This window comes from Pedobacter kyungheensis (genome assembly GCF_000812965.1).
GTDB lineage: Bacteria > Bacteroidota > Bacteroidia > Sphingobacteriales > Sphingobacteriaceae > Pedobacter > Pedobacter kyungheensis.
The window spans coordinates 64,435-84,431 of record NZ_JSYN01000001.1; the positions used below are offsets into that span (position 1 = coordinate 64,435).

14 protein-coding genes are annotated in these 19,997 nt (G+C 40.8%); 9 read left to right on the plus strand and 5 right to left on the minus strand.

Annotated elements, in window-relative coordinates:
- Nucleotides 1–353: 353 nt before the first annotated feature.
- On the plus strand, nt 354–764 hold the full coding sequence (locus tag OC25_RS00225) for an SRPBCC domain-containing protein (protein ID WP_039470503.1): 411 nt from the start codon (nt 354–356) through the stop codon (nt 762–764).
- Here OC25_RS00225 and OC25_RS00230 read toward each other — a convergent pair.
- Nucleotides 739–1,842, minus strand: a complete 1,104-nt coding sequence (locus OC25_RS00230; protein ID WP_052265842.1) for a PepSY-associated TM helix domain-containing protein — start codon at nt 1,840–1,842, stop codon at nt 739–741. The two genes, OC25_RS00225 and OC25_RS00230, sit on opposite strands and share 26 nt — an antisense overlap.
- Nucleotides 1,843–1,845: 3 nt before the next feature.
- Nucleotides 1,846–4,197, minus strand: a complete 2,352-nt coding sequence (locus tag OC25_RS00235; RefSeq protein ID WP_039470717.1) for a TonB-dependent receptor — start codon at nt 4,195–4,197, stop codon at nt 1,846–1,848.
- Nucleotides 4,198–4,328: 131 nt separating this feature from the next.
- On the opposite strand from OC25_RS00235, the gene OC25_RS00240 reads away from it, so the two are divergent.
- From OC25_RS00240 to OC25_RS00255, 4 genes are all read left to right on the plus strand, one after another.
- Complete coding sequence (locus OC25_RS00240; RefSeq protein ID WP_039470506.1) at nt 4,329–5,117, plus strand: SDR family NAD(P)-dependent oxidoreductase; 789 nt, start codon at nt 4,329–4,331, stop codon at nt 5,115–5,117.
- A gap of 596 nt (nt 5,118–5,713) precedes the next feature.
- Nucleotides 5,714–6,520 carry a phytanoyl-CoA dioxygenase family protein gene (locus OC25_RS00245; RefSeq protein WP_039470508.1) on the plus strand — a complete coding sequence of 269 codons (807 nt, stop codon included), beginning with the start codon at nt 5,714–5,716 and terminating at the stop codon, nt 6,518–6,520.
- A 156-nt stretch (nt 6,521–6,676) separates the two neighbouring features.
- Nucleotides 6,677–7,366 (plus strand): CDP-alcohol phosphatidyltransferase family protein, encoded by a 690-nt coding sequence (locus OC25_RS00250; protein WP_052265843.1) that lies wholly within the window; start codon nt 6,677–6,679, stop codon nt 7,364–7,366.
- The gene (locus tag OC25_RS00255; RefSeq protein ID WP_052265844.1) at nt 7,366–7,806 is read left to right on the plus strand and encodes a GtrA family protein; all 441 of its coding nucleotides are present in this window, start codon (nt 7,366–7,368) and stop codon (nt 7,804–7,806) included. Before OC25_RS00250 ends, OC25_RS00255 begins: the two co-directional genes overlap by 1 nt.
- A gap of 167 nt (nt 7,807–7,973) precedes the next feature.
- On the opposite strand, the gene OC25_RS00260 is transcribed toward OC25_RS00255, so the two are convergent.
- From OC25_RS00260 to OC25_RS00270, 3 genes are all read right to left on the minus strand, one after another.
- Nucleotides 7,974–9,065: a phosphotransferase enzyme family protein gene (locus tag OC25_RS00260; RefSeq protein ID WP_039470511.1), complete on the minus strand. Its 1,092-nt coding sequence runs from the start codon at nt 9,063–9,065 to the stop codon at nt 7,974–7,976.
- A 111-nt stretch (nt 9,066–9,176) separates the two neighbouring features.
- On the minus strand, nt 9,177–10,529 hold the full coding sequence (locus OC25_RS00265; protein ID WP_039470513.1) for a Gfo/Idh/MocA family protein: 1,353 nt from the start codon (nt 10,527–10,529) through the stop codon (nt 9,177–9,179).
- 123 nt (nt 10,530–10,652) lie between these two features.
- On the minus strand, nt 10,653–12,980 hold the full coding sequence (locus OC25_RS00270; RefSeq protein ID WP_039470516.1) for a beta-galactosidase: 2,328 nt from the start codon (nt 12,978–12,980) through the stop codon (nt 10,653–10,655).
- Between the two features lie 499 nt (nt 12,981–13,479).
- Here OC25_RS00270 and OC25_RS00275 point away from each other — a divergent pair, with 499 nt between their 5' ends.
- The 4 genes from OC25_RS00275 to OC25_RS00290 all read left to right on the plus strand — a co-directional run bounded on the left by OC25_RS00275 (nt 13,480) and on the right by OC25_RS00290 (nt 19,989).
- Nucleotides 13,480–15,294, plus strand: a complete 1,815-nt coding sequence (locus OC25_RS00275; RefSeq protein ID WP_156131346.1) for a type VI secretion system Vgr family protein — start codon at nt 13,480–13,482, stop codon at nt 15,292–15,294.
- Nucleotides 15,295–15,297: 3 nt separating this feature from the next.
- Entirely contained in the window at nt 15,298–15,483 is a 186-nt protein-coding gene (locus tag OC25_RS27760; RefSeq protein WP_156131347.1) for a hypothetical protein, read from the plus strand.
- A gap of 63 nt (nt 15,484–15,546) precedes the next feature.
- Complete coding sequence (locus tag OC25_RS00285) at nt 15,547–16,365, plus strand: hypothetical protein (RefSeq protein WP_039470521.1); 819 nt, start codon at nt 15,547–15,549, stop codon at nt 16,363–16,365.
- A 12-nt stretch (nt 16,366–16,377) separates the two neighbouring features.
- Nucleotides 16,378–19,989 (plus strand): PAAR-like protein, encoded by a 3,612-nt coding sequence (locus OC25_RS00290; RefSeq protein WP_039470526.1) that lies wholly within the window; start codon nt 16,378–16,380, stop codon nt 19,987–19,989.
- The last annotated feature ends 8 nt before the right edge of the window (nt 19,990–19,997 follow it).

Consider the following 19,997-nt stretch of genomic DNA (forward strand, 5'->3'; position numbering starts at 1 on the left):
ATTACAACATTTAAGCACTTTTTGTTTGCAAAGTCTTGATTATCATACAAGAAAAAAGCGTAGTTAGTCAAAAAGTCGGACGTCAGGGGTCGGAGGTCGGAAGACAGCATGCATAAAACCTATTCTGCGGTTATCTGCGGGCAACAGCTCGACTTCTTTTCTTTGCGGTTAAAAATTAGAAGAGATCCTGAAACAAGTTCAGGATGACGATCATCTTTAGTGATTAGCCTATGCGTCGGTCGGCGTCTTCTCTTTGCGGTTAAAAAATCCTGAATCCCCACTTTATTTGTCTGTAATGCCCCTGTACGAAGTACAATCTCCGGTTTAACTTTACTTTTATTAAACTCCTAAAGATGAAAAACACCTTAAGTGCAACCGTTACCATTAACCTGCCTATATCGCAAGTCTGGAATTTGTGGACAAGCCCAGCCCATATTGCTGTATGGAATTGCCCAAATGACGAATGGACCAATACCCGTGTAGAAAATGATCTCCTTAAAGGTAAAAGTTTTCTATTTGCCATGGCCAAAAAGGATGGCAGTGAAAGTTTTGATTTTCAAGGCACTTATGATGAAATACGCACCTATCAGTTTATAGCCTATACTTTAACAGATGGCCGGAAAACCCAACTTACTTTTACGGGCGACGGTCCTGTTACCATCACCGAAAACTTTGAACCAGTTGCCAATCTTGATTTAGGCATGCAGCAGGCTTTCTGTCAATCCGTGCTGGAGCGATTTAAGCAATACGCACTGTCTGTTTAGGCTTCTTTTTTCTTTTCTTCCACCAGATGATAAAACCGGTAATGGGCAGACTGGCCGCTATCAGGGCAGCGAAAAAAGATACAATTTTATGTGGCAAACCAAACAATCGCCCGGTATGCAAATCGTAATTGGTGGCTTCAATCAAATCGGCTCCGTTAAAATCAGCATAAAGTTTCGACCTTAACATCGCTCCTGTAGCCTCATCATAGAAAAAAGTATTCTGTTTGCGCGCCCAGCGGTAAGGATAAATCATCCGTAAACGCAACTCGCCTTTGCCACGAACAGAAAAACTACTCGAAATGGCACCAGGATATTGTTTTTGGGCAGCGATATAAATTTTATTGTAACGCACAGCTAAAGGCTCAATCTGTGTAGGTTTTTGCGCAACTACTGCTTTCCCTTGACTAAGTTTGCTCCCCGTAAAGAAACTCGCCGCATTTTTTACTCCCTTAAAAGCAAAGTATAAGCCGGTTAGTACCGTTACCAACAGTACTAGCGAGGCATAGAATCCCAAAACATTATGCAAATCGTAGTTTAGGCGCTTAAAAGAAGCTTTGTGTTTAATGGTGAGCGATTGCTTTAATAAACGCATCTGCCCCGGAAACCAAAGTACAAGACCGCTTATGAGCATGATCACAAAAATCACTACCGACCATTGCATGATAAATTCGCCGGTTTTACCAAGCAAAAGCGAGGTATGGATATGTTCTACCACTGCCAGCCAATCTTCCCTACCTTTTTTTACCAGTTCTGCGGTATAGGGATTAAAGTAGTAGGCAGCCCCTTTTTTGGTGGTAATTTCGACTGTGGCATTTGGGAAAGCTTCTTCCATACGGATCAGCCTGATGGGATCTTTAGGTGAAAGCTTTTCAAAAGCAGTAATCACCCTATCTAAACCCACAAAGGGCTTCTGTTGAAGCCCTACATAACGAAAATCTTTTTGTGTAAATTCCCTGATCTCTTCTTCAAATACGTAAATCGACCCGGTAATAGCAATTATAAATACCACCAGGCCAGTCGCCAGGCCAAGCCATAAGTGAATGTTCCTGATGGTATTTTTAAAATTCTTTTTCTTCATCAATTAAAATGCGTAACCAGCTGAAAGGTTAAACCTGCGTCCATTTCCCCTTACATAATTTACGTTACTACCATAAAACTGCGATATGGCCGGGTAATATACCTTGTTTAACAGGTTCTCTACACCAAGTGATAACCTTAGTGGTTGAGTAACCTGATAAGCAGCAGCTAAGTTAAATAAGTTAAACGCTTTTACCGGCCCTTCGCCGATTAAATATTTACCTGCAGCATTGGTTTTAAAGCGATCGCGGTTCCCCACTCGCATCCAGTTTACATCTAAAGTCAGGTTTTTAACGCCCGAATATTTGAAGTAAACCGTTGTTTTAGAAGGCGGGATCCGGGTAGTATTCAGGTACACATCTACGTTTCCGTTAAAAGTGCCATCATTATCTACATCTCCTTTTCCTTCTACCTGTGCATAGTTACCACCAACGCTTAAATCGCGCAAAATCTGGTAATCGGCCTGGATTTCGAAGCCATATACACGCTCAGGAATACGCTGAGAAATGTATGTACCATTCACTTCAAGCAGGTTGGCTCCAAGCTTAGAGGTACTGTAATAATAAGCTGCACTGAAGTTTAATTTACCCACTGTACTACTAAAACCTGCTTCGTAATTGTTTACAATAATTGGCTTGGTTTCCAGCTGCGATAAAGTATTGCTTTTAGCTGCCCTTAAAACCCTGCCCAGCTCGAAAACCGAAAACGATTGTGCATAGCTGATAAAAGGGTTAAAAAATTTAAATTTAGAATACCTGGCCCCGGCATTAAATACAAAGGCATTGTAGTTTAAGGTTCCACCCTGTACGGCAATACTACCGGCACCGTTTGCACCAGTTGCCAGCGTGTTAAAATCATCAACATCAATATTGATATTTTCGGTCCTTAAACCTCCTTTAATGGTTAAATCGTTAAACAAAGTAGTCGATGCCTGTAAATATGGGGCAAAGTTAACCATGTTCATGTTAGGCACCCATAAACGTCCGTCGGTTAAACTCTGGGCCGTTTTATCGTTCATTAAATCCAAACCATAATTTAAAGTTACCGGCACATTTGCAGTAAGGTTAAATGGGGTGTTTAAGTTTACCCTTGCACCTTTTTTGGTTGAGGTAATGGCCGATTGACCTCCACCGAAAAATGAAGCTGAATTAGAATAAATGGTATAAAAATCCTGGTAATACAAATTGGCTGTTAAATCGGTTTTACCAAAAATCTGCTGACTGGTATATTGTAAATTGGCATTGTGATTAAAACGGGTACCTTCATCCACACCTAAACGCGTGCCGTAAACACCAATGGCTGGCGATTGGCCATAAACCCCATCTTTGGTGGTATAAAGCGAATGCTGGCGCGAGCTGAAATAATTGTACATCAACTGCAGGCGTTGTTTTGCGGTGAAATTATAACCCAGTTTTACAAAACCATTGTACGATTTGGTTTCGCCTAGACCATATTCAGGCGAAATAACCAAACCTTCCGCATCGCGGTATACGCCGGTTTTCTCGTACATGCCGCTTACCAGATAGTCGAATTTGGCTACTTTACCATAAAACTGTTGCGAAAAGCGGTAACCAATGGTACTGTCGCCTTTCAGGTTGCCGGTTAAGCCAGCCTGTGTATAACCACCAAAAGCTTTTCCTTTATCTCCGTTTTTGGTAATGTAGTTAATTAAACCGCCTTCGGCACCATTACCATAAATGGCTGTTGCTCCCTTAATTACTTCAACGCGTTCCACAACTGAAGGATCGATACTGCGGATATCTCTTCCACCTGCCCTTAGTGGCGTAGATTGCGGAATACCATCAATTAATACGAGTACATTACGTCCGCGTAAAGTTTGACCTGAGTTACCGGTCTGATTGGTCGAAAAACCCAATCCAGGTACGCTGTAAGAAAGTATATTGGCTAAATTAGGACTAATGGTTGATTGGGTAGACAGCTCCTTCGCAGTTAATACCGTTACCGACGAAGGTGTTTGCGATAAAGATTCAGGTCTTCTGCTGGCCGAAACAATCACGTCGGTTAGATCTGATTGCTGCTCCTTTAAAGTAAAAGTAACAGTGGCTGTATCATTTGCCTTAACCACCACGCTTTGCTCCAACTGGTTATAACCCGTAATCGAAATCCTGATTTGCTGATTCCCTGCAGGTACTGCGTTGAGTTTAAATACACCAAACTTATCGGAAGTAGTTTTAAGGTTTTGTTTTTTAACCTGGATGTTGGCAAAGGGAATATTGTTGCCTAACGAATCGACTACTTTACCCCGAATGCTCCCCTTTTCGGTTTGCGCAAAAAGTGGTAAGGCAGATAAAACAGAGAGTGTTAGTACAAGTAATCTGAAGTATGTGTGTTTCATTAAAATTAAAATTTCGGCAAAGCTAACATTATTTAGACTTGTTAAAAATAATAAAACAAAAAAGATGGTTTTGAACTTCATTTGTTCGCCGCGAATTATAGATATTAGCCAAAAACTACCTGTTATACAATATGGCTGAAACACAACCAACTTACGCACTCATTACTGGTGCGAGTAAAGGAATAGGAAAAGCAATGGCTATTGCGCTGGCCAAAAGAAAAGTTAACCTCTTGCTTGTTGCCCGAGATGCTACTGCACTTAATGATTTGCAGAATGAAATTCAGCATACTTACGACGTAACGGTACATTATTTAGCTATCGATTTAACCATCACAAATGCGGCTTCCGAGCTTTATGAATGGGTGGCAAAAGAACAGCTTAATATTTCGATACTCATTAACAATGCAGGTTACGGTTTGTGGGGTAAATTCAGCGAACTAAAGCTTACTGAACAGCTTGAAATGTGCCAGCTCAACATAAACGTATTGACCTCGCTGTGTCATTATTTTATTCCAATGCTGCAAAAAGAGAAACAGGCTTATATACTCAATGTGTGCAGTACGGCAGCATACCAGGCTGTGCCCACCATGGCCGTTTATTCGGCTACCAAAGCCTATGTACTTTCGTTTACAAGGGCACTAAGGTTCGAGCTGAAAGACAGTCCGGTTTCAGTAACCTGCTTTAGTCCAGGGCCTGTTGACACCGGATTTGCGGCACGTGCCGGATTGGATGCCTTTAGCAAAATGGCCGAAAAATTTAACATGAAACCCGATGAAGTTGCTGAAATTGCACTCAAAGGCATGTTTGCAAAAAAATCAGAAATCATTCCAGGTTTTACCAATATCATCAGCGTTTACGCCAACAGGGTTCTGCCAAAAGCATTTATCGAGAAAATAGCTGCAGGGATTTATAAGGTTTAACAGTTTTCAGTTGGCAGTTTTCAGTTCTCAGTTGGCAATTTACAGTAAACAATTACCAGTTATCAATTTCGAAGTACAAGATGCTGGTTGCACTGATACACAATCTAATGAGTAGACCTTTTTTTTGTGCAATCTCTTTAGCACTAACCGTCATTGCCAGCTTGACTGGCAATCTTAATGCAATAGAAGAATAAATGAGTCATTTTCACAGTCCCTTTAGCACTAACCGTCTTGCCAGCTCGATCCGATAGCTACCGGATGGCAATGCTAATGCTATAAAAGGGTCAATGAACCATATTTGGAAAATTTATAATTAGCGTCATTGAACATACGGCGGCTCCAGCTTTTCACTGCGCCTTCCGCATTAAATTCCGAATCAGCATAAAAAAAATAAAAAAATGAAATAAAATTCTTTGGAATGTTAAAAAAAGATTACGTTTGCATTAAATACTACTAAATCTATAGATTATGTCGAATAAAACATTTTTGTTTTATTTCCTTTCAGTACCGAACCACTCGCCCATGCGAATGTGCTGTTGTTGCGCATAATTCTAAATCCAATTTATCTTTTTCCTAAACCTTTAATTTTTTGTCACATGGCAACATCGTATCCAACCTTTACCCTATCCGACCAATTAACAAGCCGACAGCTCGATTTTTTTAATACCCATGGGTTTATCCACTTTAAAAATTTTATTGAACCCGAAACAGTTTCTGCCATTATTGAGGCCGCTAAACAGGTAGAACAAAAATGGTTGCTGCAAGATATCAAGAAAATTAATGGCGTGCCCATTAAATATGGCAAAGACCTTGATGGCTCATCCATCGTGCAACGCTTTGCTTTTATTAATCAGCACCACCAAACTTTAAGTGGTTTACTGCTCGATCCGCGTTTTAATGCACTGCTTCAACTGGCTGGTGATGGCGCGCGTTTAGGTACCGAAGAAAAAGACGGCATGGTATTTAACCACTACATTAACGGGCCCGAAAGTAAGTTTAGCAAAATGGGCTGGCATACTGATGGTTTAAGAGATATATTTTATGGCACCAAACTAAACCCAATGCTGAATGTAGGCATACACCTCAGCACCTTGCAACCCGAAAATGGAGGTTTAAAAATTATTCCGGGTACCCATAAACAAAGTATTTACCAGATGCTTTTCCGCAAGAAATACTTTTTAGATAACAAACCCGATGCACAGGAAGTATCGATATTACCACAGGCAGGCGATTTGACCATACACGATGGCCGGCTTTGGCACCGAGTGGCCGAATCATCAGTTCGGGGCGAAGCGAGCAGACGACGCGTAATTTATGTGCCGATTATCGCCGGAAAATACGCCCCTAAAAACGAGAACAGCCCGACTGTATTTTATCAACGCTTTGCCGGAATCGTAAAATAGATTATGCTGTTTGTTTTATTGTTCAGCTATCTGGTCAGATCGGGGAAGCTAAAGCGCGCCGGCCTGTTTTTAAAAACTGCGCCAAAAAGAATAAGTTTAAAATTATACCGCCCGGAAACAGCGCTAATATTCGGGTTTATTATAGCAGGTGCTTAAATGGAGTGTAATACTAAAAGAGAAAAAGTGGCTGTTGTGCACCAAAAGCTTTTTACCGACAGAGAAAGGACGAACATTTTACGCGGTGGAGAGCAAAAACTAATTCTTTTTCTACTGAAAAAGGTTCCCGGTTGGGTTACACCGAATTTTATGACAGGTATTGGCATGCTTGGCTCAGTAGTGGTTTTCGTTGCATTTATACTGGCGTACCATTACGGCAATACCCATTTATTAATTGGTATTGGGGGCTTACTCATTAACTGGCTCGGCGATTCGTTAGATGGCAGGTTGGCTTATTACCGACACATTCCGCGCAAGTGGTATGGTTTTACGCTCGATATTGTTATGGATTGGCTAAGCATTGTACTCATTGGCTTGGGTTATTATTTTTATGCTTCCGGCCCATACCAGGTACTGGCCTTCTTATTTGTGGTATTGTATGGCTGGTCGATGATTATTGCTTTGCTGAGGTATAAAATTACAGGAAACTACCGTATTGATACGGGGCACCTGGGCCCTACTGAACTACGTGTAATCATTTCGCTAATTTTACTGGCTGAAAGCCTGATAACCGGCATTATTGGCTATTTTGCCATGGCCATTAGTGCTTTGCTTTTGATTATCAATACGGTTGATACACAAAAACTACTGAAAGAAGGCGATGCCAGAGACAAAGCTGACCGGGTATAATGAGCTGGCAATCTGTTAAACTCTTCTTAAAGGCTCAGGTATCTGCATTTTCGGGCGGACTTACCGATTACGGGTTAATGATACTCTTAACCGAGCTCCTGCATATTCATTTTACCATTTCTATCATCATTTCCGGATCAATAGGTGGTATGGTAAACTTTTGCATTAACCGTTTCTGGGCCTTTAAAAGTACCGATGGCTATCATGGTACTGCCAATATGCAGCTTATCCGTTTCTTTATGGTAGTACTGGGGAGTATTTCTTTAAAATCGGCAGGAACCTATCTGCTCCACAACAGTTTCAATTTAGATTATAAAATTGGCCGGTTATTGATAGATAGTGTTGTGTCCTATGGTTTTAACTACCCCTTAATGAAATACTGGGTATTTAAAACAAATATCATTGCCTTCGAATATGTTGAAGAACAAACACAGGCTTAACTGATAAAAGCTAAAATTCAGCGCTTAAAACATGAAAATTGAAGCAAAAATTAGTCATTTACATTAAATAACAAACGTTTGCGCTAAAATTGAGGTAATAAAGGTAAAAAGTGATGTCCAGCTCAAACGATGAAGCATAAAAAACTGAACATCTTACCTTTACCTTATTAGTTTAAGATCTTTTTTGGATCGTTTACCCTATCTGCATTGATCTGCTTTACAATTTCTTCAAAACGCGCTTCTTTAGCCATGTATTTATTCAACAAATCGAGCTGATTTAAGCCCCTAACCAGGTTATGCTCCGGATAACTTGTTTTATAATAAACATCGCCATTTAAAAAGTCGGTAATGAACCTAACCGCCTGCATATAAATCATAAATTTACCGGCATAAATGAAGAACTGTTTTTCGGCGAAACTTAAAACCGAATCCATTTCTTCCATATATCCTTTATGTATGGCGGCAAAAACATCTTCCCTGATCGCTATTTTATTAATATCGCGTTCTTCTTCATTGGCCTCAGAAAGGTAGGTACGCATCATATCGCCCACATCGCTAATAAAATAGCCCGGCATTACCGTATCTAAATCGATTACGCAAAGGCCAATACCTGTTTCTACCTGCAGCAGCACATTGCTTATTTTAGTATCGTGGTGTATCACACGGGGGTTAAGTGCACCGCTATCAACCATGTGTACGTATTGTTCTTCAATTTCGTAAAGCCTGATAATTTCTTCAATCGCAAATTTGGCTTCGGCTTTCCTGGCATCACCTGCATTTTCTAAAGCCACTTTAAACTGCTCAACGCGCAGCGGCAGGTTATGAAAATCTAAAATAGTTGGCTTTAATTGATTTACATTGAAAGCGCCAAGCATCCTGGTAAACTTACCAAACTGTTTTGCAGCATGATAAGCCTGCTCTGGTTCCTGCACAAAATCAACAGAACAAGAGTTTTCTACAAAAGGGAAAATGCGGTAAAAATGATCGTCAATTACAACAAAATCATCACCGTTTAATGCACTAATCGGCGCAACAAATAAATATTTGGGTGCAGTTTGATCCAGATATTTTTTTATTGCCTCAATATTCCGGGCTATGTTTAGGGGCTCTCTAAAAACTTCGGTATTTACCTCCTGCAAAATATAGGCAACACCGTCGCCATAAACTTTCCAGGTATGGTTAATGAGACCAGAGCCAAAAGGTTCTGTTGTTAATTTTTCTACGTTAAGTCCATAAGCACCTAAGACTTCTTGAAACATAAGATGGTATAAATATATATTAATGTGTCAGGCAGGTGTTTTTCCCATCCTGAATAAGTTCTGGTTAAAAATATGCGGGTAATACTTTGCAGTACTACCCGCAAAAAATGACTAAAATCCGCTATCGTCTAAAGCGAAAGTATTTTTACGGTCTTTCCATTTTCCTTTGGTAAAATCAGGGAATTTTTGTGGCATATTTCCTTCTTTTAACGATTTGGTAGAAAGTGGTGTAATTACACTCATGGTTACTGAGTCATAAACATCAATTGGCGTTTGTTTCTTCTGTTTTACCGCCTGGATAAAACCATTAAATACAAACCAATCCATACCGCCGTGACCAGCGCCTACAGCTTCTGATGCATATTTTTTCCAAAGTGGGTGATCATATTTTTCAAACCATTCTGAAGCCGGATCCCATACATCATCTTTTTTCGATTTATGATCAATGTAAACTGATTTGTTTACGTCCATCCAAAGCCCTTTAGTACCCTGAACCCTGAAACCAATTGAATAAGGGCGAGGCAAGTGTGTATCGTGGCTTAGCAATACCGTTTCGCCGTTTGCACAGTTAATTAAGGTAGTGGTAACGTCGCCATTTTTATAATTAATTTTAGCATTTGGGTGACCTGGCGACATTTCTTCTACGTAAGCAGCTAAGCCCCTGGCTTTCGAACTGAAAGATACCAGACTGGTAAAGCTGTTACCTCTGTTGATATTGGCATACTGCATTAACGGGCCTACACCATGGGTTGGATACAAATCACCATCCTGATCGATGTTGAACTGTGTACGCCATTGTGCCTCGCTTAAAGCTTTTGGCCCGAACTCTACACCGCCACCATAATAATCTTTACCATTGTTAAACAATACGTTTCTTAAATTGTGCTGGTAACCACCTTCTAAGTGTACCAACTCACCAAATAAGCCCTGACGTACCATGTTTAAGGCCGCCAATACATCTCTGCGGTAACAAACATTCTCTAAAGTCATGTAAGGCATTCCGGTTTTTTCGGAAGTATTTACAATATCCCAGTGATCTTGTACCGTTAAACCTGCAATAACCTCGCAACCCACATATTTACCGGCTTTCATGGCATCAACTGCCTGATCGCGGTGAAATTGCCATGGAGTAGCAATAATTACGGCATCGATATCTTTACGTTCTATCAGTTTTTTATAAGCATCTAATCCACCGGTGTATTCGGTAGCTGCAGGCCTGCCTTTTTTAGCAATAAAATTGCGGCAAATTTTAAGCGAGCTTTCCTGGGTATCGCAAATCGCTACAATTTCTACATCGTCTCTCAATGCGCCTTCAGAAATATGGCTCATACCGCGTGCACCTACACCAATATAACCCAATCTTACTTTTGCACTATCTGATGATGCAAATAAACTTCCTGTTGGCAGGATGGTTAAACCCGCCGCTGTGACTGCACCATTTTTGATAAAATCTCTACGTTCCATTTGTGTTTTTTATGTTTATTATTTAAGTTTTAAGTTGATTGCAATTGTACTTGAACAAACGTTTTACTAACCTTTATTTTACTGTTCTCCAGTTTAAATCGGCTCAGCTTCAGCGCTGTTCTATTATAAATTTTTAAAAGGTTTCTGGTTAAAATATAAACGGTAATCTTTAATTCTGCCATTGGCATTATCCTGCCGAGGTAAGAGTTTCAATGCTTTGATACTGTAATTTTTACCCAGGTCGATCACAATCTGGTGTGGTGGCTTTGGCGACTGGTTTTCCCATTGGGTATGCCAGATGCTGGTAAACTGCAAATCGAAAACATTGGCTGCATTGCCATCATCGCCTCCCAGTTCTTCGCTATCGGCATAAACAACTTTCCAATCGTTGCGCGGAATCTCATTTCCCTTATCATCAACCAGTACAATTTCGGCTACTGAAGTAAAAGGCTGTCCTTTTTGCTCGCTAAGCGCCTCTAAACAGAAATAACGGGCTGTAACCGGTTTAAAGTTTACAGTCTGCCATTTGTTATCGTTGGCAAAAGTACCTTCGGCATAAGGTGGCTGTGCATTGGCAAGCCATTTCTGGCCGGCTTTACGGTGCAACTGGGGCTGTTTTTCGTTTACCACATCCAAAACAGGGTGATCTAAAAAGCTTAAAGCCGGTGTTTGGGTGCCGAATAAATCGAAAACAACCACTTCGTTGTTACCCTTTTTTAACCAGCTGCCTGGCACAAGCATGGTTTGTGTTGGGCCGATATTCCAGTATCTGCCCAGGCACATTCCATTTAACCAAACTAATCCTTTATTCCATTTACCCATATCCAGGTAGGTGTCTGCTAATTTATTGGCTTTAAAGCTGCCTTTGTAAAAAGCAGCAGCTGCCGGCTGACGGTTAAGTTTTTCGTAGCGGAGCGGGGTATTTACCTCGCCCAGTCTGATCGGATAATTTTTCCAGCCTTTTAAAGCAGTCTGTTTTCCGTTTTCGCTCAAATAAACTTCGCCATGAATGCCTTTCCAATCGTGCATCTGGTAGCCGTAATTTACCCTGCCGGTAGCCTCAACCAGCACCCTCAACACACTTTTATTTAGTCTTGCTGGTAATTCGATACTAAAACGGCCCTTTCTCCTATCCAGTTCGCCAATCTTTTTCCCATCAATGTACACCAATGCGTAATCGTGTATGTCTTTAAAAGTAAGGGTGGCTTTTTTACCGGCTTTTAAACTGGTTTCGTATAATACGCAGCCAAAATCCTGGTTTAAATCTTCCATTAACAGTGCCGTATCGGCCAAAACCGGCTTCGGTAAGTTTTTAGTCAGTACCGCTACTGATGAGAAAGTAACGGGCTGTAATTGCTGTATTTTGTTTGCTGCCGGTACCTCAGGTAAAACCTCACCTTCCTGCAGGTAATTGGCAAATAACTTGCGGATAGCATAAAATTTCTCGGTGGCATTACCAGCTTCATCAATTGGGGCATCGTAATCGTAACTGCTGGTTTGTGGCAGGTACGGAGGTGCATTAGCGCCACTGTAAGTACCAAAACTGGTTCCACCATGGGCCATGTAAATACTAAACGATGCTTTATGATCAAGCATGTATTTAAGTTCGTCGACTATACGTTGGGTATTGCCTTTATGGTGTGGCCTGCCCCAGCTATCAAACCAGCCCGGATAATATTCGCCACACATTAATGGCCCTGTTGGTTGTATAGCCCTTAAAGCTTTAAAATTAGCTTCCGGATCGCTGCCAAAGTTTACCACAGCAAACAATCCTTCGGGATGGTCGTTCTTTAACTGCGAAGGGCCATCGCAATGGAACAAAGGCACATTAAAACCAGCTTCCTTTAAGTTGGCTTTAATGATATTCATATAATCCTTATCGTTACCATAACTGCCATACTCGTTCTCTACCTGCACCATAATAATGTTACCACCATTGGTAATTTGCAAGGGTGCAAGTTGTTTACCTACCTGAAGCAGGTATTTTTTAGACCGGGCTAAAAAATATGGATTTTGTGTGCGCAAACGGATGTTTTTGTCTTTAAGCAGCCACCAGGGGAAGCCACCGAACTCCCATTCGGCGCAAGAATATGGTCCGGGCCTTAATATTACGTACAAACCCACCTCCTTTGCCAGTTTACAGAATTCGGCTGCATCACTTTGCCCTGTCCAGGTAAAAGTATCGGGTTGTTTTTCGTGCATGTTCCAAAAAAGGTAAGCACAAACGGTATTTAAGCCCATGGCTTTTGCCATTTGCAGGCGCTGTTTCCACTCGGCTTTCGGGATGCGGGCAAAATGCATTTCGCCGCAACGGATAATATAAGGCTTGCCATTTAGCTCAAAAGATTCAGTACCTATAGCAAATGGAGCCGCATTTTGAGCCCAGCTACCGGCTGAGAGGCTGATTAACAGCAATAAAGCAAATATTTTTTTTAGCCGTAAGACGTGCATGGGTTAAGGTTCTGTTCGGTTTTGTTGATTTGTATGTTTAAAAATAGAACAAGCAAATGAGCAAAACAATAGAAATGTCAGCGCAAACGATTGTCTAATTTTAGTGCTACAAATTATCAGCGCATCAGCCATCCCTTTTATCGATGCTCACAACCAATGATTTTTAAACCACTAATCATTTTGTAAAGAAAAGTGTTATCAGGTTTAAAATTATACGGCCAAAAGACATTATTGGGGATAAATCAAACCTAGTATTGTAGAAATATTTCCCCAGTTTTCCCCATTCCCCAATTTGGGATTACAAGATATGCTTTAACATTAAAGCGCGGTATAAAATTTATTTTTTCAGAAAAAGTGGCGTTAGCGGCGCATTAACCGAAGATTTAACCACAGCCTTATTTTCAAACTAACTCACATTCAGGTGTATAATAAAGAATTGGCGGGGGTTTTGCCAAATACCACATACAACTACGCTATTAGTATTCCTAAACATACGCTTATGGAAAACAAACTTATTACCGAAATTAATATCGAAGGTAAAGCGATTACCTATTTTGACTCCTTCGATCTGGAGCAGCAATTTAATGGTCACCACTATTTCGAACTCCGGTTTAAACAACATGAACCAGGCCGACCGGATTTAATCAACCTCGATACCTGTCGCGATTTTATAGGAAAAACCCTTACGGCTTCATTTGGTCACTACCAGGATAAAATGCAGGAATTTATTGGCCTGGTTACCCATGTAGCGCTGGCACAAAACCACGGTTATCATGGCCATTTGATTGTGAGTGGCTACAGTCCAACCATTTTAATTGATCGTGGTGCAGATCTGGGATCTTATCTCGATAAAACTTTAAACGAGATTGTAAGCCTGGTTACAAAAGATATTGCGGAAAATGATCTTAAAATTGTTTGTAACCCCACGCGAAAAACACCAATTGGTTATCTAATCCAGTATCAGGAAAGTGATTTTAATCTCTTAAACCGCCTGGCTGCAGCATACCATGAATGGTTTTTCTACGATGGCAAACAACTCCATTTTGGCAAGCCAGATCAACAAAAGGAAGTAGCCTTATATTATGGCCGCGATATACATCAATTCCAATATGGGATGGAAATTGCTCCCTTGCAACAGCATTGCTTCGACTATAACCCCATAACTGATGAAATACTTCAAAGCGGCATGCAAAAGGCTTTGGACGGCAGCCCCGATCATATTCATGCTGTAACAGCTGCTAACCGTACCTATAGCAAAACGCTTAACCATGCATCCCCTATCCGGATGGAAAATAGTGACGATGTTAAAAAACATCAGGAAAACGAAGCAAAAGCCAATGCATCCCGGCTGCTAAAAATTACCGGCAAAGGTGATAATGCCGGACTGTGTATTGGAAACATTGCCGAAATATTGATGAGTATGCGGCATGAAACCGACTTTATAACAGAAAGTATAGGCAAATTCCTTATTACAGGCATCAATCACCATATAGATGTTGCCGGCAAATACCATCATACATTTGAAGGATTAACAGCTGGTACCGAATGTATAAATGTAAGCGGTTATCAAAAACCAAATCCGGCAATGCAGCTCGCCGATGTGACAGACAATCATGATCCTTTAGGCCAGGGCCGCATCAAAGTAAAGTTTAAATGGATATGCACCAACCATGATGTGAGCGATTGGTTAAGGATCGTTACACCAGATGCAGGTAGCAGTGTAGCGGTAAACACCAACAGGGGTTTTGTTTTTATACCCGAAATTGGCGATCAGGTTGTAGTAGGTTTCGAGGACGGAAATATTGCCAAACCTATTGTGCTGGGCAGTATTTTCCACGGTTTAAATGGTACGGGCGGCCATACCGATAACCATTTAAAAACCATTGCAACAAGAAGCGGTCATACAATTGAATTTAATGATTCATCCGGAGCCGAGACCATCACCATCACCGATAAAAATAACAATATCATCCGGTTTGATACCCAGGCATCGAGTATCGAAATATCGGCACCAGAAAACATCAATATCAGTGCAAAAAATATCCACATTAATGCCGGTCAGCTGATCTCCATATCGGCCGGCGATCATATCTATACTAATGCCGGGGCAAATATTGCCAGTAATGCCGGCGAAAACCATTCGATAACGGCCGATAATATATCCATCATAGCCGATAATCACATCAATAAAACAGCTACCCATATCGAAAAAACTGCCGAAAACATTAGTTTAAATAGCACAAATAATCATATCGAACTCCGTAGTGCTGAAGAAATTATAAATAAAAGTGGTGGTAAAATTAAACTCTTTTAAAACATGGGAACAATAAAATACATAGGCAAAACGATAACCGAATCTTCAGCAAGCATGGTGTATTCAGCTACCAAAGGGCGTATTACGCTTAACGCCTGCAAGGATGTGATTTTACAGGCTAAGCACAAAGTAAAATACGATCGGTATGAATCATTTAGCGAAACCATCAAAGAAAATAAATCGCCCTGAATACCCGGTAAATTTTGTACAGCAGCAAAATTATAGAAAAGCAAAACACTTCCAACAACAGGCATGAACATTAGCAAAATCCTTTACAAACCTTTAAAAGAACCTTTAAACATGCATTTGAAAATAACGATTTCAGAAAGAACAAATCAAAAGGTTAAATACATCCATAAAGATTTCGACATCAATATTGTACCCGGGAAGGTTTCGTTCTGGACAGGCTCGCAGCGTATAACGGTTTACCGTAAGCCTGACGCCATAAATAATCTCCCCAACAACGATGCAGATGCCTTTGTACAGCAGGTTTCAACAGTATTGAATCCCGTAAGTTTAAAATTAAATTTCAATGGTTCGCCAACTGTTATTGAACAGCAGGAAACACTTTGGAAAAAATGGCTAAACACCAGAACAAATATCGAAAATAGTTTTGCCGGCAATTGGGTTGAAAAAGCATTGACAACGATCGATCGTAAACTTTTGCCCGGCGAAAATTTAACAAATAACCTGATGCAGGATCTTTTTCTGAATGAATATTTCAGAAACGTTTACCAGGTCAATTTTACCGAAAATATTTTCCGTGGAGAAAGGACGGTATATGGCTTTTGCCCTGCACCTATCCAATTCGGGGAAAAATGGCGGATTAAACCTCTGCCAACTGGTTGCTTAATTAAATTTTCGGGCAAAAAAGCTGAAATCCATGATCAACCCGGGTTTAACCGCTGGCTGAAGACCAAAACCGATGATCGGATTGAAGAAATACGCGTAGATGGTTTTTATCAGGTTGATGCCGCTACCGGTTGGTGTAATGCAATAGAAACCCGTTATCAGTTAACTACCGGCAATTATGAAAAAACACTCGACATCTTTTTAACCACCCATGAGTAAAACATAGCGCAAATGAATTGGAACACCGATCCGGAAATAACCGCTGACGAGTCAAACCTTAAAGATGAGGAACTTACTCATGTAGAAGAAGTTTCTGCCCATAACAAACAGGAGAAAGAAGATAAGCCCATACAAAATAAGGAGCTCAATGAACTTTTAATCTGTCAGGGTGCTAAATGCACCTGCGATAAAGCCGCAGATCCTTCACCTAAACCGCTGCATATACTCAGTCATAATAAATACATCATTAACGATAATGGTGAAAATAAGCTTGTTGCTACAACCTTGGACAACAAATTATTTAACCTCAATTTTGGCCAGTGCAAGGTTCCCGATCCTGGTAAACCTGTACCCTGCACTGCCCGGTTACAGTGGAAAGATTATGATGAAAAGATCGAACTTCCCAATGGTGCTTATGCACTGACCAACCGCAGCAGCGCAATATGTACTGCAAAGGGAGGAAATATTAAAATTGTAGAGCATGGCCAGCAGGCTGATATTAACCAGCAGGTGCTTGAAAATGCAAATCCGGGAAGTTGGGCCGCCGATGGCCCATTAATTACCGAAGAACTCATACATACCGAACAGGAAGCTAAAAACGAAGACGAAGATGGCGCTACAGTAAAATCCATATCCGCTTTAAGCTATGGTACCGAACAACCGCTAAACAGCCCGGTTACTTTTCGCGCAAATTTTACAGGTAAACCAACTGACGCTGAAAAGCAAGCCGTTAACTGGGTTATTTACGATGAAAATGGTGCACCCATGCAATTGCGCAGCGATGCAGGCGAAACCCTTACCCTTACTTTTAAAAAGACAGGTACTTACCTGATTGAAGCCTATGGCAAAACCGCTGGCGATAAAAAAGTAACCAAAGCTTATATCATTAAGGAAAACCAAATTGAAACCGTTACCACAACCGATGGCAGAACCAAAGTAAGGATACAGCAACCAGTTGAATTCAGGCTCAAAAGCCTTTTTCCAGGGCTTGCCGTTCCCGGCGACATGAATACTATTCGTTGGGAGGTAAACAAAATCAGCGGGAAGGGTTCTCCAACACTCCTTATTTCTAATGGAAATCTCACCAGGGTAATCTGCAACGAGGAATGTAATTACATCGTTTCGGCCTTGTTTAACGGAGTACCCAAACAATCAGAACTGATAAAGGCTGTAAAAAACGCAATTATATCGGTTAGCGCTTCTACAGCAAGTACCCGGATAAAAGAGAAAATAACCTTTAGTGTAAAAGATCAGTTTAAAATACTACCCGCCCCGCCCTACGAAATTGCTGCTGTAAAATGGGTTTGTAAAGATGACAAGGGCAATTGTGTGGCTGCCTTTAACTCAAAAAGCGGGGAAATAATAGACCACCATTTTGAAGAACCCGGCGAATATACCGTGCAGGCTTATTTAGCACAACCTACTCTTAAAGTTGCCGTTAAAGTTGTGGTAGCCCAACCCGAAGTGGTGCTGGCACAATGGGAATACCCCGAAGGTGGTAAAAAAACAAAGACCGGCTGGGAGGAAGCCAACCATGCCTACGTAAAATTCAGAGCTGCTGAGGGGCTTGTGGTAAACCTCGAATATGGTTACCTCGATGATACCGGTAAAGCAGTGCCCATCCATATCATTAATGGTTTCAAAATACCTTCCAGCCAGGTATTAAACGCTGATGGATATGATTTTATACCACATGCAGAAAAATACCGCAAACACTTAAAAGCGGGAACAGCATTTTATTTCAAGGTACATGCTGCCGATCAAAAATACGAAATCCTGAACGGCAACATCCCCCAGCCGCTGCAAAAACTACAGCTGGTTACCAGGGAAGAAATTGTAAGTATTGAATTTTTATTGGATGGTAAACCCGTAATACAAGCCACTTATGGCAGCGAGATGAAATGCCGCATTCGTACCCGCAACCTGAGTGCAAAAACAGTAAACGTAAAAATATACCGTAAAGAAAGCCGGCTGGGCTTAGATCATTTAAGGAAAGATACCCTACTGCACGATAAAAAATACACGTTAAATCAGCACGGCATTGTTGAATTTGATTTTACCCTTTCAAAAAGCTGGGAGAAAAGTTACAGCGAAAAACTTCATCATTTTTATGCCGAAATAGCAGAAATGGAATTTCTGGGCATCAGCAATACCCTGGTAGCCTTTAAAAATGATGTACCGGCCAATGGCGGGAAAGCCATGGTGGGGATTGTGCGGCAGGAAGGCCATCAATCGGGAGACTGCCCCAGGTGCAATGCAGCAATTACCACTGCTGAACTGAAAAAGATTTTCGAAGATGCCGATGACCATACCCTTAAACTGGTAGCCGAAACCTACAATAAATACATGGCCGAACTGGGTATGAATACCTGCTGGGTAAAAGCCCATTTTTTTGCCCAGATCAGGGTAGAATCGAGTACCAAACTCCATGTAAAAACCGGCGAAAACATGAACTACAGTGCAGATACCTTAATTAATGGCAACCTGAATAAAAAAACAGGTAAGCGTGATAATCCACCTTTTTCGTACTTCGCCAAACACCACGAAGATGCCTACAAATACGGACGCACAAAAGATCATGCGGCCAATGAACAAATGATTGCCAACCTGGCTTATGCCGATAAAAACCGTAGTGTAGAAAACCGTGTAGGCAATACCCAGGAGGGTGATGGCTGGAAATTCAGGGGAAAGGGTTTAATACAGCTTACCGGAAGAGAAAATTATGCAAAAGCAAATACCTATATCTTGAAATACGAAAAGATTGATATCCTGAAAGATCCGGACATTGTTGCCAAAGATATAAGAATAGCAGTTTTAACTTCTATGGCCTTTTTTAAATGGAGGGGGTTGATAGCTAAATCTAATGGCTTTGCTGATAACAAACTGGTTTCAAAAGGAGTAGGACATGAGGTTGGCAATAGTTATGCACAAAAACAAAATGCCTTTGATAATTATACATCAAAAACATTTAAAACAAGCGAATGCGATTGGAAAGAAATTGAAATTAAAATTATTGGCAACAGGGCACCCTGGATGGAAGTTGCTTTAAATGAAGCTAAAGCGATGAAAGGATGTTATGAAGGAGAAGAACCTATGTACTCTAAGGCAAAAAGCTATCTTGAGTATTGCAGTAATTTTTACAAACCAACCAATGGTGAAAAAGGTCCTTGGTGTGCCGCGTTTATGAACTGGTGCATCAGCAAAACAAAAAACGCTAAAAATAAGCCGTACAGTCATTCCAATTCCGCAGGCTCATTAGCCCCTATTAATAATAATAAATACAAAAAAATATCCGAACCTATTTATGGCTCATTAGTCGTCTATAAGGCTAGCAACGGCTCAGGAAAAGGACATACCGGCTTTTTATTTGGTAAAACTAAAGATGGCCGATTTATTCTGCTTGGTGGTAACCAGGGCGATACCATTCGCTTTAGTAGCTACGGCAAATCTTTTACTTATGACGGGATTACCAAAGTACTTGAGGGGTTTTACATCCCTGCAGATTATGAACCTAAAGAAGCCGATAAATTAAAGGATAGGGATATTTATGAAAGCGCCGCAAAGATAAACGAGAAATTCAGCATAAAAGACAAGAACAAAACAAAGTCAAACAAAACAACTTAAATTAAGAT